General features: G+C 67.9%; 20 protein-coding genes, 1 tRNA gene and 1 pseudogene. 17 read left to right on the forward strand and 5 right to left on the reverse strand.

The window, feature by feature from the left end; translation table 11 throughout:
• The first annotated feature begins 14 nt into the window (after positions 1-14).
• The 3 genes from ACTT2I_RS19215 to ACTT2I_RS19225 all read left to right on the forward strand — a co-directional run bounded on the left by ACTT2I_RS19215 (position 15) and on the right by ACTT2I_RS19225 (position 3,129).
• The gene (locus ACTT2I_RS19215) at positions 15-551 is read left to right on the forward strand and encodes a lipocalin family protein (RefSeq protein ID WP_293985007.1); all 537 of its coding nucleotides are present in this window, start codon (positions 15-17) and stop codon (positions 549-551) included.
• 144 nt (positions 552-695) lie between these two features.
• Positions 696-2,585 carry an RpoH suppressor gene (locus ACTT2I_RS19220; RefSeq protein ID WP_421100120.1) on the forward strand — a complete coding sequence of 630 codons (1,890 nt, stop codon included), beginning with the start codon at positions 696-698 and terminating at the stop codon, positions 2,583-2,585.
• Between the two features lie 106 nt (positions 2,586-2,691).
• Positions 2,692-3,129: a hypothetical protein gene (locus ACTT2I_RS19225; RefSeq protein ID WP_088432486.1), complete on the forward strand. Its 438-nt coding sequence runs from the start codon at positions 2,692-2,694 to the stop codon at positions 3,127-3,129.
• A gap of 15 nt (positions 3,130-3,144) precedes the next feature.
• Here ACTT2I_RS19225 and ACTT2I_RS19230 read toward each other — a convergent pair whose 3' ends face one another.
• Complete coding sequence (locus ACTT2I_RS19230) at positions 3,145-4,515, reverse strand: helix-turn-helix domain-containing protein (RefSeq protein ID WP_421100121.1); 1,371 nt, start codon at positions 4,513-4,515, stop codon at positions 3,145-3,147.
• Between the two features lie 111 nt (positions 4,516-4,626).
• On the opposite strand from ACTT2I_RS19230, the gene ACTT2I_RS19235 reads away from it, so the two are divergent.
• From ACTT2I_RS19235 to mmsB, 5 genes are read left to right on the forward strand one after another with little or no spacing between them, the layout of a single operon-like run.
• Positions 4,627-6,132 carry a CoA-acylating methylmalonate-semialdehyde dehydrogenase gene (locus ACTT2I_RS19235; protein WP_421100122.1) on the forward strand — a complete coding sequence of 502 codons (1,506 nt, stop codon included), beginning with the start codon at positions 4,627-4,629 and terminating at the stop codon, positions 6,130-6,132.
• A 37-nt stretch (positions 6,133-6,169) separates the two neighbouring features.
• Complete coding sequence (locus ACTT2I_RS19240) at positions 6,170-7,324, forward strand: acyl-CoA dehydrogenase family protein (RefSeq protein ID WP_443096743.1); 1,155 nt, start codon at positions 6,170-6,172, stop codon at positions 7,322-7,324.
• Complete coding sequence (locus ACTT2I_RS19245) at positions 7,321-8,118, forward strand: enoyl-CoA hydratase (protein WP_088432482.1); 798 nt, start codon at positions 7,321-7,323, stop codon at positions 8,116-8,118. Before ACTT2I_RS19240 ends, ACTT2I_RS19245 begins: the two co-directional genes overlap by 4 nt.
• On the forward strand, positions 8,115-9,290 hold the full coding sequence (locus ACTT2I_RS19250; RefSeq protein ID WP_421100123.1) for an enoyl-CoA hydratase/isomerase family protein: 1,176 nt from the start codon (positions 8,115-8,117) through the stop codon (positions 9,288-9,290). The genes ACTT2I_RS19245 and ACTT2I_RS19250 overlap by 4 nt, the downstream gene beginning before the upstream one ends.
• A complete protein-coding gene (mmsB, locus tag ACTT2I_RS19255) occupies positions 9,287-10,177 on the forward strand; it encodes a 3-hydroxyisobutyrate dehydrogenase (protein WP_421100124.1) in 891 nt (296 codons plus the stop codon). The genes ACTT2I_RS19250 and mmsB overlap by 4 nt, the downstream gene beginning before the upstream one ends.
• 108 nt (positions 10,178-10,285) lie before the next feature.
• Here the strand turns inward: mmsB and ACTT2I_RS19260 are convergent, their stop codons facing one another.
• Complete coding sequence (locus ACTT2I_RS19260; protein ID WP_421100125.1) at positions 10,286-10,711, reverse strand: organic hydroperoxide resistance protein; 426 nt, start codon at positions 10,709-10,711, stop codon at positions 10,286-10,288.
• Positions 10,712-10,821: 110 nt separating this feature from the next.
• On the opposite strand from ACTT2I_RS19260, the gene ACTT2I_RS19265 reads away from it, so the two are divergent.
• Complete coding sequence (locus ACTT2I_RS19265; protein ID WP_421100126.1) at positions 10,822-11,658, forward strand: AraC family transcriptional regulator; 837 nt, start codon at positions 10,822-10,824, stop codon at positions 11,656-11,658.
• A 21-nt stretch (positions 11,659-11,679) separates the two neighbouring features.
• Here the strand turns inward: ACTT2I_RS19265 and ACTT2I_RS19270 are convergent, their stop codons facing one another.
• The gene (locus ACTT2I_RS19270; protein WP_421100127.1) at positions 11,680-12,636 is read right to left on the reverse strand and encodes a cation diffusion facilitator family transporter; all 957 of its coding nucleotides are present in this window, start codon (positions 12,634-12,636) and stop codon (positions 11,680-11,682) included.
• 168 nt (positions 12,637-12,804) lie between these two features.
• Here ACTT2I_RS19270 and dusA point away from each other — a divergent pair, with 168 nt between their 5' ends.
• The 4 genes from dusA (at position 12,805) to ACTT2I_RS19290 (ending at position 16,604) form a co-directional block, all read left to right on the forward strand.
• Positions 12,805-13,821 carry a tRNA dihydrouridine(20/20a) synthase DusA gene (gene dusA / locus ACTT2I_RS19275; protein WP_421100128.1) on the forward strand — a complete coding sequence of 339 codons (1,017 nt, stop codon included), beginning with the start codon at positions 12,805-12,807 and terminating at the stop codon, positions 13,819-13,821.
• Between the two features lie 212 nt (positions 13,822-14,033).
• On the forward strand, positions 14,034-14,402 hold the full coding sequence (locus tag ACTT2I_RS19280; RefSeq protein WP_088432428.1) for a hypothetical protein: 369 nt from the start codon (positions 14,034-14,036) through the stop codon (positions 14,400-14,402).
• Positions 14,403-14,479: 77 nt separating this feature from the next.
• Positions 14,480-15,163 (forward strand): response regulator transcription factor, encoded by a 684-nt coding sequence (locus tag ACTT2I_RS19285; RefSeq protein ID WP_019185514.1) that lies wholly within the window; start codon positions 14,480-14,482, stop codon positions 15,161-15,163.
• 16 nt (positions 15,164-15,179) lie between these two features.
• Positions 15,180-16,604: an ATP-binding protein gene (locus ACTT2I_RS19290; protein WP_070474511.1), complete on the forward strand. Its 1,425-nt coding sequence runs from the start codon at positions 15,180-15,182 to the stop codon at positions 16,602-16,604.
• A gap of 12 nt (positions 16,605-16,616) precedes the next feature.
• Here the strand turns inward: ACTT2I_RS19290 and ACTT2I_RS19295 are convergent.
• Both ACTT2I_RS19295 and ACTT2I_RS19300 read right to left on the reverse strand, forming a co-directional pair.
• A pseudogene (locus ACTT2I_RS19295) lies at positions 16,617-17,405 on the reverse strand (zinc-dependent peptidase); the annotation flags it as partial.
• Complete coding sequence (locus tag ACTT2I_RS19300; RefSeq protein ID WP_088432426.1) at positions 17,372-17,647, reverse strand: hypothetical protein; 276 nt, start codon at positions 17,645-17,647, stop codon at positions 17,372-17,374. The pseudogene ACTT2I_RS19295 and the gene ACTT2I_RS19300, both read right to left, overlap by 34 nt.
• A 128-nt stretch (positions 17,648-17,775) precedes the next feature.
• On the opposite strand from ACTT2I_RS19300, the gene birA reads away from it, so the two are divergent.
• The 4 genes from birA (at position 17,776) to ACTT2I_RS19320 (ending at position 20,429) form a co-directional block, all read left to right on the forward strand.
• Positions 17,776-18,741, forward strand: coding sequence for a bifunctional biotin--[acetyl-CoA-carboxylase] ligase/biotin operon repressor BirA (birA, locus tag ACTT2I_RS19305; RefSeq protein ID WP_421100129.1), 966 nt, complete (start codon positions 17,776-17,778; stop codon positions 18,739-18,741).
• On the forward strand, positions 18,738-19,475 hold the full coding sequence (locus tag ACTT2I_RS19310; RefSeq protein WP_421100130.1) for a type III pantothenate kinase: 738 nt from the start codon (positions 18,738-18,740) through the stop codon (positions 19,473-19,475). Before birA ends, ACTT2I_RS19310 begins: the two co-directional genes overlap by 4 nt.
• A 9-nt stretch (positions 19,476-19,484) precedes the next feature.
• A complete protein-coding gene (locus tag ACTT2I_RS19315) occupies positions 19,485-20,312 on the forward strand; it encodes an SPOR domain-containing protein (protein ID WP_421100131.1) in 828 nt (275 codons plus the stop codon).
• A gap of 41 nt (positions 20,313-20,353) precedes the next feature.
• A tRNA-Thr gene (locus tag ACTT2I_RS19320) sits at positions 20,354-20,429 on the forward strand.
• Positions 20,430-20,481: the final 52 nt, after the last annotated feature.

Genomic DNA, 20,481 nt, shown 5'->3' on the forward strand with positions numbered 1-20,481 from the left:
TGGAGCAAGCCGTCATGTCGATCCGTGCTCTCATCCCTTTGCTGGTCGTCGGCATGATGCTCGGCGGCTGCAGCGGCAACACCCGCCCGATCCCGCCGGTGGCGCATGTCGATGTGCCGCGCTTCATGGGCGACTGGTACGTGATCGCACATATTCCCAGCCGGCCCGAGCGCGAAGCGTTCGACGCGGTGGAATCCTATGCACTGCGCCCGGACGGCCGTATCCAGACCACCTTCCGTTATCGCAAGGGCAGCTTCCAGGCACCGGTGAAGACCATGCACCCGATCGGCACGGTCAAGGAAGGCACCGGTGGCGCCATCTGGGGGATGCAGTTCATCTGGCCGATCCAGGCCGAATACGTGATCGTGGACCTGGATCCGGAGTACCAGCAGACCATCGTCGGCCGCAGCAAGCGCGACTACATGTGGCTCATGGCCCGTACCCCGACCATCTCCGATGCCGACTATCAAGCCGCCATGACCCGTATCGCCGCACTGGGCTACGACCTCTCCCAGGTGCGGCGCGTGCCGCAGTCCGGCAAGGCCGAATAAGCCGTTCCGTGCCGCGCTTCTCAGGCCCTGAGAAGCGCGCAGGCGATACTGTCGTCATCGAACTTCTTGGCCCCTGCATCGTTGCAGGGACAGGCGAGGAGGGTGCGTGGATCGGCCGCGCACGGGCGGACAGAGGGCGGCAACGTGGCGGACAAGTACTGCGATCTGGTCATGAAGGGCGGCATCACCAGCGGCATCGTGTATCCCAATGCGGTGCTGTCGCTGGCCCGCGAGTACCGCTTCAAGAGCATCGGCGGCACCTCGGCCGGCGCGATTGCCGCCGCCGTCGCCGCTGCGGCCGCGCTGGGCGATCGGCGTCGCCACGCGGGTGAACCGGTGGCGGACGCGGTGGGCTTTCCCGGGCTGGCCGAGGTCTCGGCGCAGCTGTCGCGGCAGGGCTTCATCCACAGCCTGTTCCAGCCGGCGTATGGCGCGCGTACCGCGTATCGCCTGCTGGTGATGCTCACCGGCAAAGCCGGCCTGCTGCGCAAGATCGCCTGCCTGCTCGCCGCGGTATTCGCGATTGCGCCGCTGGAACTGCTGGTCTCGCTGGCCGGCCTGCTCGGGATCGGATACCTGGCCGGTGGCATCGACGGCATCTGGGCGACATTGCTGCCCTCGCTGCTGTGCGCCTACGGGGCCGGTGTGCTGGCCTCGGCGCTGCGCGTGGCGCGCGTGGCGCGCCGCAACCTGCTCGGCCTGTGCAATGGCAGCACCCAGCCGAGTGCCTCCTCACCGGCGCTGACCGATTGGCTGCACACCCGGCTGCAGGCATTGGCCGGCAAGCCGGATGACCAGCCATTGACCTTCGGGGATCTGCATGCCGCACCACGTTATCCCGGCGAGCCCCGCGGCGCGCACGCGATCACGCTGCAGATGATCACCACCTGCATCTCGCACAGTGAGCCGCGCACCCTGCCGTTCAACGCGGCGCACTTCTGGTTCCTGCGCGAGGAATTCGCGCAGCTGTTTCCGGCCAGCGTGGTCGCGTGGCTGGTCGCGCGCGCTGGCGCACCGGAGCGGGTCGATGGGCGCAATTACTATCGTCTGGTCGATGGCGAGGATCTGCCGGTGCTGGTCGCCACGCGCATGAGCCTGAGCTTCCCGCTGCTAATCAGCGCGGTGCCGCTGCATGAGCCGGCCCGCCGTGAGCGCCGCTGCGCGCCGGTCGCCGATGCCGAGCCCCGACGCGACAACACCAACGTGGCCGACAGCATGGAAGGGCTCACCAGTGGTGGCCAGAGCTGTGGCCCGGTGATCACCGCGTTCCGTGTGTGCTGGTTCTCCGATGGCGGGATCAGCAGCAACTTCCCGATCCATCTGTTCGACGCCGCGCTGCCGCGCTGGCCGACCTTCGGCATCAATCTGGTGTATCCGCGCCACGCCGAGGCGGTCAGCGTGCTGGCCCACGGCGATGCGCATGCGCGGGCGGAGAAGGCGGTCTTCCTGCCGACCGAGAACCGCCATGGCTGGCAGCGTACCTACCAGTCCATCGCGCAGCCGCTGGCCGCCGCGGAGATGTCCGGCTTTCTGTTCTCGATCGTCTCGACCATGCAGAACTGGCGCGATGTGCTGCAGGCCCGCGCGCCGGGCTACCGTGACCGCATCGTGCATGTGGCGCTGGAGGGCGACGAAGGCGGCATGAACCTGGACATGCCACAGGCCGTGCTCAGCCGCATCGCCGACAAGGGCAGCATTGCCGGCGAGCGCTTCTGCGATTTCTCGTTCGCCAATCACTACTGGATCCGGTGGCGCAACCTGGCCTCGGCCTACCAGCGCTACACGCTGGATGTGGCGCGCACCGACGACCCCGCGCAGCGGGTGGCGGCGTACTCGGATGCGTATCAAAGTGTGGCCACCGGCTCGCCGGTACCGCCCTCCTACCGCCTGAGCTCGGAAGACAAACGCCGCGAATCGCAGCAGTTGTGGCGGCACATGGTCGAACAGGGCCAGATCTGGGAAGACCTCGGGCCGGACCTTACCGACGGTGCGCCACGGCCGCTGCCGCAGATGAAAGTGACGCCGATCTACTGAGACATGGCGCCACGCCACCCTGCGGATGAGCGCGCTGTTGGATGGCAGCTGCGCATGGCCAGCGGCTATGCTCGCCTTCGCACCGTACGCAACCGGAAGGAACGACATGACGCCGCGTCAGGTTTTGCTGCAGACCCTGGAACACCTCGATACCCTCGATCCCGACCATCTGCCGGTGGTGCCGCTGGAGGCGTACTTCGTCGGCAACGATCAGGAGGAATCGATCGCGCCGAACCAGTGGGGCTATGGCCGTCCGGCGATCCGCGACCTGCACGCGCACTTCCAGGCCATTGCCGCCAGGCCGGAGGTGCAGGGCGTATACGTCGGCCTGCATCAAGGCTGGGGTGAGGCGCTCGACAGCGACGACGAATGGCCGGCGGCGGAGAACATCCACATTCTCACCTCGGCCGATGAGCCCACCGTGCTGTCATGGCTGGAGGGTCTGGAATCGGACGGTGCCACGGTGGGGTGGCCGTATGGTCAGCACGCTGCTGCGCCGGTGCCTGCAGCCGGTGCCCAGGTGTTTACCGTCTACTGGGATTAGAGCGGTACGGCCGCATCAGCCGCGTCCCGGCAGCTGCGGGAACGCGCGCTGCATGCAGTCTTCGCGCGGGCACACCCGGCAGCCCGGGCCGATCGAGACCGAGTTGCCCGGGCTCTGGATATCCAGCCCACGTGTGTAGATCAACCGCTCGGCATGCTGCAGATCGCAGCCCAGCGCCACGGCGAAGGTCTTGCGTGGCTGGCCATGCCCGATCGGGCCGCTGCTCACCTGCCGTGCCAGCCAGAAGTGTCGGCGCCCGTCGGGCATGCGTGCGGTCTGGGTCAGTACGCGCCCCGGCTGGTTGAAGGCCTCGTACACGATCCACAGCGGGCACGAGCCGCCCACCTGCGAGAAGTGGAAGTCGGTGGCCGAGTGCCGTTTGGAGACATTGCCGGCGCGGTCCACGCGGATGAAGAAGAACGGCAGGCCCGGTGCACTACGCCGGGCCAGCGTGCTCAAGCGGTGGCAGACCGCCTCGAAGCCCACGCCGAAACGGTGGGCCAGGGCATCGATGTCGTACGCGCTGTGCTCGGCCGCGCGCAGGAACTGCGCATACGGCATCACCAGCGCGCCGGCGAAGTAGTTGGACATGCCGATCCGCGCCTGCGCGATCTGCTCCGCTTCGCCGAACCCCGCGCGTGCGATTACCGCATCGATCTGCGCCGCATACCCGAGCAGGGCCAGCTCGGCCGCCATCTGGAACGCCTGCTGGCCCGGCTCCAGGTAATCGGGCAGCCACAAGGTGCGGCTGCCGCCATCGTAGACGCGCTTCTCGCGCCCGGCCTGCAGCGGCCCCACTTCCACCAGCACGCCATGGCGGTCGGCCAGCAGCTGGCGCAGGCGCGGCGCCACGTGCCCGGCCACCAGCCCCCATTCGCCGAACAGCTGCTCGGCCAGCTCGTCCAGCTCCGGGATGTGGTTGTGCATGCGGTTGAAGAAGTCGCGGACCTGGTCACCCGCCGGCAGCGCCTGCCCGGCATGCACATCGCCCAGCTGGAACTCCAGCGCGGCGGCGTGCTCGCGCAGCATCAGGTGGCGGCGGTGCAGGTCGAGCAGGGCGCGGCTGATCTGCGGCAGGTTGCCGGCCATCGCGCGCAGCTCGGTGCTGCTGACATCGGCCAGACCGAGATCGCGAAGGGTCTCGCCCAGCGATTCCTGCAGCGCGCCGGGGTCATCCACTTCGAACAGCTCGCTGACGTCACCCAGCACCTCGCGCAGCTTGGCCTGCACCGCCGGGGTCAGCGGCCGCTTGTTGCGCTCGATCTGGTTCAGGTAGCTGGCCGACAGCCCCAGGGCCTTGGCCAGCGCCAGCTGGCTGTAGCCACGCTGCTCGCGCAGCTTGAGCAGGCGCAGGCCGATCTGGCGTTGGACGGGCTGGCTATTCACAGAATTAACAAGAATCGTAGCGGGCATTGGCCAGATTAAGCGCATACAGGCCGGAAATCGAGGGTGGCACTGTGAATAATGCCAACAACTTTCGACCCGCCGGGATTGTCCATGACTGTTGTAGCGCCCCGTATCCGCATGTTGATCGATGGCCAGTTCATCGAATCGGCCAGCTCGCATTGGCAGAACGTGGTCAATCCGGCCACCCAGGACGTCCTGGCCCAGGTCCCGTTCGCGACCCCCAGCGAAGTCGACGCCGCCGTCGCCTCGGCCAAGGAAGCGTTCAAGACCTGGCGCAAGACCCCGATCGGCACCCGCGCGCGCATCTTCCTGAAGTACCAGCAGCTGATCCGCGAGAACATGAGCGAGCTGGCCCACATCCTCAGCGCCGAGCAGGGCAAGACCGTGCCCGATGCCGAGGGCGATGTGTTCCGCGGCCTGGAAGTGGTCGAGCACGCCGCCGCGATCGGCAACCTGCAGCTGGGTGAGCTGGCCAACAACGTGGCCAACGGCGTGGACACCTACACCCTGCTGCAGCCGCTCGGCGTGTGCGCGGGCATCACCCCGTTCAACTTCCCGGCGATGATTCCGCTGTGGATGTTCCCGATGGCCATCGCCACCGGCAACACCTTCATCCTCAAGCCGTCCGAACAGGACCCGATGGTCACCATGCGCCTGGTCGAACTGGCGCTGGAAGCCGGCATCCCCAAGGGTGTGCTGAACGTCGTCCACGGTGGCGAAGACGTGGTCAACGCGATCTGCGATCACCCGGACATCAAGGCCGTGTCGTTCGTGGGTTCCACCCGCGTCGGCACCCACGTGTACAACCGCGCCTCGCTGGCCGGCAAGCGCGTGCAGTGCATGATGGGCGCCAAGAACCACGCCGTGGTGCTGCCGGACGCCAACAAGGAACAGAGCCTCAACGCGATGGTCGGTGCCGCCTTCGGTGCGGCAGGCCAGCGCTGCATGGCCGCCTCCACCCTGGTGCTGGTCGGCGAAGCGCGCGAGTGGGTGCCGGACCTGGTGGCCAAGGCCAAGACGCTGAAGGTCAGCGGTGGCAGCGTGGCCGGTACCGATGTCGGCCCGGTGATCTCCTGCGCCGCGCGTGAGCGAGTCGAAGGCCTGATCGCCTCGGGCGTGGAGCAGGGCGCCAAGCTGGTGCTCGACGGCCGCAATCCGCAGGTCGATGGCTTCGAAAAGGGCAACTTCGTTGGCCCGACCATCTTCGCCGGCGTCAAGCCGGGCATGCGCGTGTACGACGAAGAAATCTTCGGGCCGGTGCTGGTGATCCTGGAAGCGGACACGCTGGAAGACGCCATCGAACTGATCAACGCCAACCCGAACGGCAACGGCACCGCGCTGTTCACCCAGTCCGGCGCAGCCGCCCGCAAGTTCCAGGAAGACATCGACGTCGGCCAGGTCGGCATCAACGTGCCGATCCCGGTGCCGGTGCCGCTGTTCTCGTTCACCGGTTCGCGTGCCTCCAAGCTCGGCGACCTGGGCCCGTACGGCAAGCAGGTGGTGATGTTCTACACCCAGACCAAGACGATCACCTCGCGCTGGTTCGATGACGAGACGCTGGGTCATGGCGTCAACACCACCATCAGCCTGAAGTAAGCAACAGCAACAACGGAGTTCGACCATGAGCCACTCGATGACGACGGAACTCGACGAAGCGCAGCAGGCCTATAGAGAGGCAGCGCGTGACTTCGCCCAGGCCGAACTGGCGCCGCACGCCGCGCGATGGGATGCGGAGGGCATCTTTCCGCGCGAGGCGATCGCCAAGGCAGGGGAACTCGGGTTCTGTGGGTTGTACATGGACCCCGAGGTCGGCGGCAGCGGCTTGAGCCGTCTGGACGCCGCCGTCGTCATCGAGGAGCTCGCCAATGTGGATCCGTCCACGGCGGCCTATGTCAGCATCCACAACATGGCGTCGTGGATGGTGGCCAAATGGGGCCAGGAGAGCCTGCGTGCCGAATGGGGCGCAGACCTTTCGTCCGGCATCAAGCTGGCCTCTTACTGCCTGACCGAGCCGGGTGCCGGCTCGGACGCGGCCTCGCTGAAGACCAGCGCGGTGCGTGATGGCGACCACTACGTGCTCAACGGCTCCAAGGCTTTCATCTCCGGCGCCGGTGCCACCGAGTTGCTGGTGGTGATGGCACGCACCGGCGGCGCCGGTGCCGGTGGCATCAGCGCGATCGCGGTGCCGGCCGATCTGCCCGGCATCAGCTACGGCCGCAAGGAAGAGAAGATGGGCTGGAACAGCCAGCCGACTCGCGGCATCACATTCGAGAACGTGCGCGTGCCGGTCAGCCATCTGCTCGGCGAGGAAGGCAGCGGCTTCAAGCTGGCCATGAAGGGCCTGGATGGTGGCCGCATCAACATCGCCGCGTGCTCGCTGGGCGCAGCCCAGGGCGCCGTGGATGCCGCCCGCCGCTACATGGGCGAGCGCCGCCAGTTCGGCAAGGCGTTGTCCGAGTTCCAGGCGCTGCAGTTCAAGCTGGCCGACATGGCCACCCAGCTGGTCGCCGCACGGCAGATGGTGCACACCGCCGCGCGCAAGCTCGATGCCGGCGCCAGCGATGCCAACGTGTGGTGCGCGATGGCCAAGCGCTTCGCCACCGATGCCGGCTTCAACATCTGCAACGACGCGCTGCAGATCCATGGCGGCTACGGCTACATCCGTGAATACCCGATTGAACGGCTGCTGCGCGACTCGCGCGTGCACCAGATCCTGGAGGGCACCAACGAGATCATGCGTGTGATCGTGGCCCGCCACCTGCTCAACACTGAAGAGGAACTGCGATGATGGAGTGGCGCCAGCATGATCACGTCGGCCTGAAGGTCGAGGCCGATGGCCACGTCGCGGTCATCACCCTCAACAACCCGCCGGCCCATACCTGGACCGTGCACAGCCTGTCCGCGCTGCGCGATCTGGTCGGCGCGCTCAATGCAGACCGGGATATCTACGCGCTGGTGATCACCGGCGATGGCGAGAAGTTCTTCTCCGCCGGCGCCGATCTGAAGCAGTTCGCTTCCGGCGACAAGGCCGCCGCACGCGAAGCGGCACGTCGCTTCGGCGAAGCCTTCGAAGCGCTGTCCGGTTTCCGTGGTGTCTCCATCGCGGCGATCAACGGCTACGCGATGGGCGGCGGTCTGGAATGCGCGCTGGCCTGCGACCTGCGCATCATCGAAGAACACGCCCAGGTGGCGCTGCCGGAGGCCACCGTCGGCCTGCTGCCGTGCGCCGGTGGGACCCAGAACCTGCCGCGTCTGGTCGGCGAAGGCTGGGCCAAGCGCATGATCCTGCTGGGCGAGCGCATCGATGCGGACACCGCACTGCGTATCGGCCTGGTCGAAGAAAAGGTGGGGAAGGGCGAGGCCAAAGCACTGGCCCTGGCATGGGCGCACAAGGCTGGCAAGCAGAGCCCGACCAGCATCGCCGCGTGCAAAACCCTGGTGCAGGCCACCCGCACCGGCACCCACGCCTCGGCGCTGGTGGCCGAGCGCGAGGCCTTCGTCGATCTGTTCGACAGTGCCGACCAGGCCGAAGGCGTGAACGCCTTCCTGGAAAAGCGCGCCGCGCAGTGGAAGAACGCATGAGCACCGTCGTCGCCAACGACGAGGCGCCGGTGCTGTTCGAAGAGCGCGCCGCCGCCAATGGCACGCGCATCGGCATCGCCACGCTCAACGCAGCGCGCACCCTCAACGGGTTCTCGCTGCCGATGGCGCACCTGCTGCGCGAGCGGCTGGAGGCCTGGGCCGATGATGACGGCATCGCGCTGGTCGTGCTGCAGGGCGCGGGCGAAAAAGCCTTCTGCGCCGGCGGCGACCTGCACAGCCTGTACCGCAGCATGGTCGACTACCGCGAGCGCGGAAAGACCGACATCCGCGACAACGCCTACGCCGCCGAATTCTTCGACGTGGAGTACCGCGTCGACTACGCGATCCATACCTATCCCAAGCCGATCCTGTGCTGGGGCCATGGCATCGTCATGGGCGGCGGCATCGGCCTGATGTCCGGCGCCAGCCACCGCGTGGTCAGCGAGCGCTCCAAGCTGGCGTTTCCGGAAATCACGGTCGGTCTGTTCCCGGACGTGGGCGGCAGCTGGTTGCTGCCGCGCGTACCCGGCCACGGCGGGCTGTTCCTGGCCCTGACCGGTGCACCGCTCAACGCTGGCGATGCGATCTACGCCGGGCTGGCGGATATCCACATCGCCGAGGCGCAGCGCGAGACCGTGTTCAATGCGCTGGCGGACGTGCACTGGAGCCGCGAGGCCAAGCGCAACCACGAACAACTGACCGCACTGCTGCAGCAACACGCCAGCGATGCGGCCACCGGCCCGCTGCTGCGCAATGCCGCCACCGTCGATGCGCTGTGCACTGGCGACGACGTTGGCGCCATCGTCGAGGCGATTCTCGCCTTGGAGACCGAGGACGCCTGGTTGAAGACCGCGCAGGCCACGCTTGCCGCCGGAGCGCCCGGCTCGGCGCGGCTCGCGTTCGAGCTGCAGCGCCTGGCCGAGGGTGCCTCGCTGGCCGAGGTCTACCGCATCGAGTACATCGCAGCCCTGCACGCGGCCGCCCATGGCGATTTCGCCGAAGGCATCCGCGCGCTGCTGATCGACAAGGACCGCACCCCGCACTGGCAGCCGCGTACGCTGGCGGACGCCACGGCCGAGTGGGCCCGCACCTTCTTCGTTTCGCCGTGGTCCGCTGCCGCGCATCCGCTGGCCGACCTCGGTGCCACCGTCCCTGAAAGGAGCCACGCATGAGCCGTATTGCATTCATCGGGTTGGGCAACATGGGTGGCCCGATGGCCGCCAACCTGGCCAAGGCCGGTCACGCCGTGCGCGTGTTCGATCTGGTGCCTGCCGCCGTGCAGGCCGCCGTCGATGCCGGCGCGACCGCTGCCACCTCGGCGCTGGATACGCTGACCGGCGCCGAGATCGTCATCTCGATGCTGCCCGCGAGCCGCCACGTGGAAGGTGTCTACCTCGGTGATGAGGGCCTGCTGGCCGATATCCCCGGCGGCGCGCTGGTCATCGACTGCAGCACGATCGCGCCGGCCACCGCCCGCAAGGTCGCTGAAGCGGCCGCCGCGCGCGGGCTGCAGATGCTGGATGCCCCGGTCTCCGGCGGCACCGCCGGTGCCCAGGCCGGCACGCTGACCTTCATCGTCGGTGGCGAAGCCGAAGCGCTGGAACGCGCCCGCCCGCTGCTGCAGGCGATGGGCAAGAACATTTTCCATGTCGGCGCCAGCGGTGCCGGCCAGGTTGCCAAGCTGTGCAACAACATGGCGCTGGGCGTGATCATGGCGGTGACCGGTGAATCGATTGCCCTGGGCGTCGCGCACGGGCTGGACCCGAAGGTGCTCTCGCAGATGATGGCGGTCAGCACCGGCCGCAGCTGGGCGACCGAAGTGTGCAACCCGTGGCCCGGCGTGCTCGAAAACGCCCCGGCCTCGCGCGGCTACAGCGGCGGTTTCGGCAGCGACCTGATGCTCAAGGACATGGGCCTGGCGGTGGAAGCGGCGATGAGTGTCGGCGCCTCGATCCCGCTGGGCGAGCTGGCCCGCAACCTGTATTCGATGAATCACCAGGCCGGCCGCGGCAAGCTGGATTTCTCCAGCGTGGTGCAGCTGATCACGCACGACGAATAAAGGCCGGCACTGCCAGAACAAGATGCATCCCGTGGTCAGCCACGGGATCCACCGCGGTGGGATGGGCGGTTGCCAGACGTTTGCGTCAGGCAGCCGCCCATTTTTTTTTCAGACCACCGTCAGCGTCACGTCGATGTTGCCGCGGGTCGCGTTGGAGTACGGGCACACGATGTGCGCCTTCTGCACCAGCGCTTCGACCTGCTCGCGCGGCAGGCCCGGGACCGAGATGTCCAGCGCCACTTCGATGCCGAAGCCGGTCGGGATCTGGCCGATGCCGACCTTGCCGGTGATCTGCGTTTCAGCCGGCAGAGCGACCTTGGCCTGGCCGGCCACATACTTCAGCGCGCCCAGGAAGCAGGCCGAGTAGCCTGCGGCGAACAGCTGCTCCGGGTTGGTGCCCGGGCCGCCCGCACCGCCCAGCTCGCGCGGGGTGGAGAGCTGGATGTCCAGCACGTTGTCGGAAGAAACGGCGCGGCCGTCGCGACCGCCGTTGGCAGTGGCCTGGGCGGTGTACAGAACGTTGGCAATGGACATGGGAATCTCCTGCGGAGTGAAAGGGGTGGGCCAGATGGCAGGTGTACTTTGCGCGCCTGGGCCGTACTTGTGGCAACATTTCGTCCATAAAACTTGATCTGGAGTCCGACATGGTCGACCGACTGCAATCCCTGCTGGACCGCTTCGCGGTGTCGGCCGAGGTGTTCCATGCCGGCGCCCTGTGCGGCATCAACGATCTGCCCGCCGACGGCGAGCGCGGCCAGCTGCACCTGATCCGCGAGGGCGAGGTACGCGTTGAGCACCCGGATGGCAGCACGCTGCAGATCACCACGCCCAGCGTACTGCTGTACCCGCGCCCGCTCGCGCACCGCTTCGTCACCGATCCCACGCGCGGAGCGGATTTCGCCTGCGCCAACCTGCAGTTCGAAGGCGGCGCCAACAACCCGGTGGCCGCAGCATTGCCGCCGATCGTCTGTCTGCCGCTGGAAGGCCTGTACGGCGGCCAGCCGGTGCTGTCGCTGTTGTTCGAAGAAGCCTTCGCGCAGCGCTGCGGCCGCCAGGCGCTGCTGGATCGCCTGTTCGAAGTCGTGCTCATCCAGATCCTGCGCGCGCTGATGGAAAGCGGGCAGATCCGCGTCGGCCTGCTTGCCGGCATGGCCCATCCGCGCCTGCGTCACGCGCTGGTGGCGATGCATGAAGCGCCTGCCGACGAGTGGACGCTGGAGTCGCTCGCGCAGCGTGCCGGCATGTCACGCAGCGCCTTCGCCGACAGTTTCCGCGACACCATCGGCAGCACCCCCGGGCACTATCTGCAGGGCTGGCGCACCCGCCTGGTGCAGCAGGCACTGCGCCGCGGCCATCCGCTCAAGCGCATCGCCATCGACGTGGGCTACGGCAGCGAAGCGGCGTTGTCGCGCGCGTTCAAGGCGCAGACTGGTCAATCGCCGCGGCAGTGGAAGCAGGGCAGTGTGGCGACCGAGCGATAGGGCGATGCACGTTGGCCTCGCTCAGATCGCCCACTCCCGATCCGTCGTGAACATGATCGTCAACCACCGGTCCGGCGACTCCTCGCCCAGTGCCTCACCAATCTCATCGCGCAGCCGGTCCCACTCGATCAGCGCCCGCGGCGGATCATCGGCGCGCACCACGAAGAACAGTTCTATCTGCTCACCGCGCCCGACCTTGGCCACGTAGCTGCGGTATTCCAGGAAACCGTGCCTGGCGACGATATCGCGCGCCACCTCGTCCACGTGGGTCTGCAGATCCAGCGGGGTGATCAGCAGGATGTCCGACAACGCCTGGCGCACCGTGCCCATCGGCGCGACGACCACGAACAGGCACACCACCAGCAGGATCGCCGGATCGATGTACGGCACCAGCCACGCCCACTGCGTGCCGCCCAGCACATAGCCGCCGACGAAGGCGACCAGGTAGGCGGCAGACATGCTCGCCGCGACCACCCAGTTCTTCGCATCGAGCGCGATGAAGTCCGAGCCGATCGCCCGGTTCGCCCGGCGTACGAACAGTGCCAGGCCGGTTTCGGCCACGATCGAAATGACCGCGAACAGGATCGCCGGCCCCAGCGCGATCTCGCGTCCGCCGGACATCAGTGCATCCACCGCATTGACCGCCGCGTACAGCGCCGCGCCGATCATCAATGTGCCGCTGACCCCGAGCACGATCGGCTCCAGGTGCCAGAAGCCCATGGTGAAGCGCTGGTTCAAGCGCGACTGCAGGGTATCCACATGGGTCGACAGGCTGATCAGGCGCACCACCAGCAGCGACAGCCAGGTCATCACCACGTCGATCAGCCCATAGATGCCGTCGAAGATGATCAGCGAGGAGTTGGCCAGCAGGCCGAACGCCACGGCCGCGGCGGCCATCGCCAAGGAGGCGGCGATCGACAGGCGCAGGACGCCTTGTTCGGTGGTGGGGTCGAAGCTGGGAAGGCGAAGTGCGGGCATGGCTGCCTGGGAGGGACGTGCAGGGCTGCATTGTCTACTGCCGCCGTTGCAGGCGTGTACTCCGCATCTGGGCTGGCGGCCGCCTGCGCCTCGGGCAGCGTTCATGGGAAGGGGGTAAACTATTGATTGCGCTGGCATTGCCAGTGAATCCAGATAGTCTCGCGCCCCATGACCCAGCCTGCCACCGACGCCGCCGCGCGTTACGCCGCCTCCCTGCGCCTGTCCGTCGCCCCGATGATGGACTGGACGGATCGCCATTGCCGGTACTTCCACCGGTTGCTGGCGCCCGGCGCACGGCTGTACACGGAGATGGTGCACGCCAACGCGGTCATCCACGGTGATCGTGAGCGCCTGCTCGGCTTCGATGGCAGCGAGCATCCGCTCGCCCTGCAGCTCGGAGGCAGCGATCCGGCCCTGCTGGCCCAGGCCGCGCGCATCGCGCAGGAATGGGGCTACGACGAGGTCAACCTCAACTGCGGCTGCCCGTCCGACCGCGTGCAGGCCGGGCGCTTCGGCGCCTGCCTGATGCGCGAACCGGCCCTGGTGGCCGAGTGCGTGGGCGCGATGGTTGCCGCGGTGGACATCCCGATCACGGTCAAGTGCCGCTTGGGCGTGGATGATGACAACGACTACGAAACCTTCGTCAACTTCGTCGATCAATCGGCCAACGCCGGCAGCGCGATGTTCGTGGTGCATGCCCGCAACGCGTGGCTGAAGGGCCTGTCGCCGAAGGAAAACCGCGAAGTGCCGCCGCTGCGCTACGACTGGGCGCACCGCCTCAAGGCCGACCGGCCGCAGTTGCAGATCGTCCTCAACGGGGGCCTGGCCACGGTCGAGGCAGCGCAGGCCCAACTGCCGGCGCTGGACGGGGTAATGCTGGGCCGTGCGGCCTACCACGACCCCTACGTGCTGCATCAGCTGGAGGCCGCCCAGACCGGTGCCCCGCTGCAATCGCGCGAGGCGCTGCTGCGCGCCATGCAGCCGTACATCGAGGCCCAGCTGGCCCGCGGGCTGGCCCTCAAGCACATCACCCGCCACCTGCTGAGCCTGTTCCACGGTCAGCCGGGTGGGCGCGCCTTCCGCCAGATCCTGAGCGAAGGCTCGCACCGCGCCGGTGCCGACTGGAGCCTGATCGAGCAGGCGTTGGCGGTGACCCGCGCCCAGGCCGAACGCGTTGCGGCGTGAGCCGCGTCACCCTGTCGGCTTGACAAGGGCCCCGCTTTGGCCGCCAATGTTCACTTAGATGAACAGCGCGGGGAGGCAGCCGGAAAAGTTCAGACCGGATTCACTGGCTAAAACCAAGAATTCGCTAAAGATTCGTAAAGCGCCGGCCCAGGCTGGCGGTTGCCGATTCACAACTTTTGAACGTTTAGCCGCGCTCCGCTAGGATCAGACCGATGTTCTCCGTGACCCGCCACCGCCGCATTGCTGCCTTCGCCTTCCTGGCGACGGGCGCAGCTGCTTCCGCCAGTGCGTGGGCGCAGATGCCACCGCCGGAAGCGGCCCGCGCCGAGATGATGCGCACGGCCGAACGCGGTGGCCCGCAGGAGCGCTCGCTGTCCGATGCGGTGCGTCGCGTGCAGCGGACCACCGGTGGACACATCCTCGGCGCCGAGCGCGTGCCCTTCGACGGGCGCGACATCAACCGGGTGAAGTACATGGATGATCGCGGTCGCGTCCGCTATATGGACGATCCGGCGACATCGCGTTCACAGCCCCGCACGCCGCGCTCGGATATGTCATCACTACGCGGCGATAACCCCTGAACAGGGATAGTTGTCCGCAGTCATCTGCATTACCCACTGGCCCCATGGGGCCATACCCAGGACACTAGGGAGAGTTCATGCGTATCCTTCTGGTCGAAGACGAAGCCCCGCTGCGGGAAACACTGGCAGCCCGGCTCAAGCGCGAAGGCTTTGCCGTCGATGCTGCGCAGGACGGTGAGGAAGGTCTGTACATGGGCCGCGAAGTACCGTTCGACGTCGGCATCATCGATCTGGGCCTGCCCAAGATGTCGGGCATGGAACTGATCAAGGCGCTGCGCGACGAGGGCAAGAAGTTCCCGGTGCTGATCCTGACCGCGCGGTCGAGCTGGCAGGACAAGGTCGAGGGCCTCAAGCAGGGCGCCGACGATTACCTCGTCAAGCCGTTCCACGTTGAAGAGCTGCTGGCCCGCGTCAATGCGCTGCTGCGCCGTGCCGCCGGCTGGAGCAAGCCGACGCTGGAGTGCGGCCCGGTCGCGCTGGATCTTGCCGCGCAGACGGTCAGCGTCAACGGCAGCAACGTGGATCTCACCAGCTACGAGTACAAGGTGCTTGAGTACCTGATGATGCATGCCGGTGAACTGGTCTCCAAGGCCGACCTCACCGAACACATCTATCAACAGGACTTCGACCGCGACTCGAACGTGCTGGAGGTCTTCATCGGCCGCCTGCGCAAGAAGCTCGATGCCGACGGCGAACTCAAGCCGATCGAAACCGTGCGTGGCCGCGGTTACCGTTTCGCCATTCCGCGCAACGAAGGCTGAGCGCTGGCGATAGATGATGTCCGGCCGTCTGTGGTTCTTTAAACGCTGGCGGCCGCGCTCACTGCAGGCGCGCCAGCTGTTGGCCGCCTCGGTGGGCCTGGTGGCCTTCCTGGCCCTGGCCGGCTACGCGCTGGACGCCGCCTTCGCCGATACCGCGAAGGCCAACCTGCGCGAGCGGCTGAAGAACTACGCCACCGCCTACGCGGCCGGCATCGACTTCACCCGCGACCGCTCGCTGTACATCCGCGAGCAGCCACCGGATCCGCGCTTCGACGTTCCAGGCAGCGGCCTGTATCTGCAGGTGGTGATGCCGGACGGCAAGGGCAACTCCATGTCCGCCGAAGGCCCGATGCTGCCCACCGTGGGAGGCGGCATGCTGGCCCCGCGCCAGGAAGTCTTCGAAGGCCCGTTGCCGATGATCCAGATCGACGGCAGCGAGGGCTCGGCCTACCGCTACGGCATGGGCCTGGTCTGGGATGCCGACGCCGACCCCGCCACCGAATTTCCGTACACGATCTACGTGCTCGAAGACTCGCGCGCACTCGGCGCGCAGCTGCGCGTGTTCCGCGGGCGGGTGTGGTTCTACCTCGGCGGCATCGGTCTGATCCTGCTGCTGCTGCAGACGGTCATTCTGCAGTGGAGCCTGCGCCCGATGCGGCGGGTGATCAATGAGCTGACCAAGGTCCAGCGCGGTGAAACCGAGCGCATGAGCGAGCGCCATCCGCGTGAGCTGGAGCCACTGACGGACAGCATCAACGCCTTCATCGAGAGCGAGCGCGAGAACCTCGAACGCCAGCGCAACACCCTGGCCGATCTCGCGCACAGCCTGAAAACGCCACTGGCGGTGTTGCGCACGCAGCTCGATAGCGGCGCGCGCGATGAAGATCTGCGCGAAGAGTTCGACGTGCAGCTGCGGCGGATGAACAACCTGGTGTCGTATCAGCTGGCGCGCGCGGCGTCGTCGGGGCACAAGCTGTTCTCCGCGCCGCTGCCGATCGAATCCAATGCCGAAGAGATCGTGCGCGGATTGGAAAAGGTCTACGCGTCCAAGGGCGTGCTGTGCGAATTCGATATCGACCCGGCCGCGCGTTTCCACGGCGAGCCTGGTGACCTGCAGGAGCTGCTCGGCAACCTGCTGGAGAACGCCTTCAAGTGGGCCAAGCGCCGCGTGCTGCTGACCGCGCATCCGTTGCCGGCGCCCGGTGCGCGTCGCGCAGGCCTGGTGCTCTCGGTGGATGACGACGGTCCGGGCATTGCACCGGAAGACATCGCCAAGGTGCTGCAGCGTGGCGTGCGTGGCGACGAGCGTGTGCAAGGCCACGGCATCGGCCTGTCGATCGTGCAGGACCTGATCAAGGACTACCGCGGCGAACTGCAGGTCAAGCGCTCGCCGGAACTGGGTGGCGCACGCTTCGAAGTGAAGCTGCCGCCGGGGCCGTAACGGCCGTGGCGCGCGTAACCGCATCAGCGGTGACGGACCATAGAACCGCTGCAGATGCCCGGCGACCGCCGGCATCTCGCGCGCCAGCAGCGCCGGCGCAGAGAAGTGGTACTCGCTGACCACCGCGAAGAATTCTTCCGGCGCTTCGGACGCATACGGATCGATCAGCGTCTCGCGGCCCTGATCCACCTCGGCGCAGAACGCGTCATAGGCCTGCTGGAAATCCGCCGCCCATTGCTTCTGCCACGCGCGTGGCAACGGGGGCGTGCCGTCGATCGCCCCGTCCAGCGCATCGATCTTGTGCGCCATCTCATGCACCGCCACGCAGAACCCGGCCTCGGGGTCGGCGATGTCGGCCTGGATGTCGGCCCACGACAGAATCAACGGACCGCTGTCCCAGGATTCGCCGATCAGCGCGTCGTCCCACTCGTGCAGCACCCCGGCCGCATCCACCTGGCTGCGATGCACACGGAACGCGTTGGGGTAGACGATCAGCTGCGACCAGCCACGCAGGCCGATCTCGCCCAGTTCCAGCAACGGCAGGCAGCACAGCGCGGCCAACAGCACGCCATCGGCCTCGTCGAGCTGCAGTTCGGCGGCCGGGCTGATGGTCTTTTCATGCAGAAAACGAGCGGCGAGGGCGCGCAGGCGCTCGCGGCGGGCAGGGTCGAGGTGCTGCAGCCATGCCGCGCGGCGGCAGGTGCGGTCCCAGAGGGTGGGGTCGATCTCGCGTGGCGTGCGGCGCAGCCAGCCCAACAGTCGTTCGATCAGCGGAACATACCCGGCAGGAAGCTGTGCCACTTCGGTGCACGCAGGCGCGGCAACACGTCGTCATCGCCGCCGCCACCGGTGCTGGTCCCGCTGCTGGCGCTGGGCTTGACCGTGTTCGGGGCGGACGCGGCCGAGGCCGATGCCGGAGCACTGCGTTCGTTCTCGCCGGCCGTATAGACACACGCGCCGCGGCCCGCCGTGGTGAGCGCATCGGAAGCGTGCGCGGCCAGCGGGGCCATCAGGAGGAGCAGGCAATGGGCGAACGGGCGCATCGTCAACATCCAGCGGCGGGTCAAGTTCCCGATTCTAGCCCGATTCGGCCGGGGGATAGGAAGGCCCCCGGCGGGCGCTGGCGGCGGCTTTCCCGCATACTTTTCCCGTTTACCCGATGGAAGCTGCCGTGGACGACCGCCAACTGCTGGCCAAACTGGGCGCCGGGCGCCTGTCCGGCGACGCGCTGGCGCGCGAACTGGGCCAGACCCGCGCCGCGATTTGGAAGCGGATTCAAGGACTTAGAGCCGCCGGGGTCGATATCGACGGCCGCGCCGGTGACGGCTACCAGTTGCAGCAGCCGCTGGATCTGCTGGAGGTCGACGCCATCCAGGCTGCGCTGCCGGCCCCGGTGTCGGCCGACCTGGTCTCGTTGGAGATCGCCTGGTCCGTCGCGTCAACGAACAGTGAATTGCTGCGCTGCAGCGCGCCGGAGCGCGGGGTGGCGGTGTTGCTGGCCGAGCGCCAGACCCGTGGCCGCGGGCGCCGCGGGCGGGCCTGGGCGTCGCCGCTGGCCGCGCACATCTATCTCTCGGTGCTGCGTGGGTTTGCCGGTGGCCTGTCCCGGTTGGGCGGGCTGAGCCTGGTCGCCGGGGTCGCGGTGGCCGAAGCACTGCGCGAGGCGGGTTTTCGCGATGTCGCACTGAAGTGGCCCAACGACCTCATCGTCGACGGCCGCAAACTCGGGGGCCTGCTGATCGAAGGCGGCGGCGAATTCGCCGGCCCTGCGCGCGCCGTGATCGGCCTGGGCGTCAATGTGCGCATGCCAGCCGCCTTCGCGGCGGAGATCACCCAGCCCTGGACCGATCTGGACACGCTCTCCGGCGAACAGACCTCGCGCAACGCGGTGGTCGCACGCATCCTGGCCGCTCTGCTGCCTGCATTGGACGCGTTCGAGCAGGAGGGTCTGGCGCCGTTCCTTGCGCGTTATGCCGCGCTGGACAGCCTGGCCGGACGCGAGGTGCAGGTGGAAGAAGGCGGGGTGCTGTTTGCCGGCACGGCGTTGGGCCTGGCCGACGACGGAGCGCTGCGCGTGCGTATCGACGGCAGCGAGCGGGTTTTCCATGCGGGCGAAGTGAGCGTGAGGGCGCAATGAGCGACTGGTTGTTTGATCTGGGCAATTCGCGCTTCAAGTTCGCGCCGCTGCAGGGCATGCGCGCCGGTGACGTGCAGGCATGGCCGCACGGCGCCGAGGCAATGCCTGCGCTGGCACTGGAGGCGCTGCCCTCGGGCGATACCGCGTATGTGGCCAGCGTCGCCGCACCATCGCTGACGGCGGCCATGCTGGATGTGCTGCAGGCCCGCTTCCGCCACGTGCGGGTCGCGCGTACCGAGGCCGAGTATGCCGGGGTGCGGATCGCCTACGCCGATCCCGCCCGTTTCGGCGTGGACCGCTACCTGGCACTGCTGGCCGTGGCGGCGCGTGGCCAGGCCGTCCTGATCGCCGGGGTGGGCACCGCACTCACCATCGATCTGCTCGACGCCGAGGGACAGCATCACGGCGGACGCATTGCCGCCTCGCCAACCACCATGCGCGAAGCGCTGCATGCGCGCGCCGTGCAGTTGCCGGCCGCAGGCGGTGACTACAGTGAGTTCGCCAACGATACCGCCGATGCGCTGGCCTCCGGCTGCGATGGGGCAGCCGTGGCGCTGATCGAACGCAGCCGCGCGCAGGGCGGTGAACGCCTCGGCGCGCTGCCGCATCTGCTGGTGCACGGGGGCGGCGCACCGGCGCTGCTGCCGCTGCTCGGCGATGCCGAATACCAGCCCTCGCTGGTGCTGGATGGGCTGGCCCGCTGGGCCGTGCATCAACCGCCATCGGCAGGCTAGGATCAGCCGATGCTTACCCGTGCCCTGATCGTCGTCCTGGTCATCCTCAACCTTGGTGTCGCGCTGTGGTGGCTGTTGCGCGGTGAACCGGTCAGCGCACCACCGGCCTCGCCGGCCGGTGTGGCGCAGCTGGAAGTGCTGCCGGCCACCCAGGCGCCGCCGGCTGCCGCAACGCCGCTGAACGCCGCGCCGGCACTGCAGGACGTCACGCCCGCCGCCGCGCCGGTGGCCCCGCCGGAGGTGACCGCCGCCACACCGGCCACCGCCGTGACTGACGCGCCTGCGCCGACGGCCGTCGCCAGCGCACCGGCCCCGGTGGCCGCAGTTCCCGCACCGGCAGCCGCGCCTGCGGCCGTCACCGCAACGCCCACGCCCGCCCACTGCGTGAGCCTAGGACCGTTCGCGGACCGCGCCGCCGCCCAGGCAGCCCAGTCGCGTGCCGGGGGTGCCCTGCGTGGGGCCAGGCTGCGCGAGGTCGCCGATGCCGGCGCCACCCGTTATCGCGTGCTGCTGCCGCCCGCCGCCAGCCGTGAGGAGGCGCAGGCCACGGTCAAGCGCATCGTCGCAGCGGGCGTGAGCGACTACTACATCATTGCCCAGGGCGAGGAGACCAACGCCATCGCGCTGGGCCAGTACCGCAACCGGGAAGGCGCGGATCGCCGTCTTGCGGCCCTGAGCGCAGCCGGTTTCAAGGCGACCATGGTCGCCAGCGGGGGCGATGGCAGCGCGCAGTGGTGGCTGGATGCGACCTTGGCCGACGGTACCGACGCCGCCGTGGCCCGCCAGCGCAGCGGGGCCGCCCAGCAACGCTCGCTGGAATGCGCACGCTTGCGCTAGAATCCCGGCTCCGCGACGGGTCGTCCCGCCGCGATGCCCATGCCGGCATAGCTCAGTTGGTAGAGCAACCGCCTTGTAAGCGGTAGGTCCCCAGTTCGAATCCGGGTGCCGGCACCATCGATGCACGGTCGCTGACGACTGCTGCAGCGCCGCGAGTCGTATCCCCCCG

It is taken from the genome of Stenotrophomonas sp. PUT21 (assembly GCF_052232875.1).
Classification (GTDB): domain Bacteria; phylum Pseudomonadota; class Gammaproteobacteria; order Xanthomonadales; family Xanthomonadaceae; genus Stenotrophomonas; species Stenotrophomonas maltophilia_N.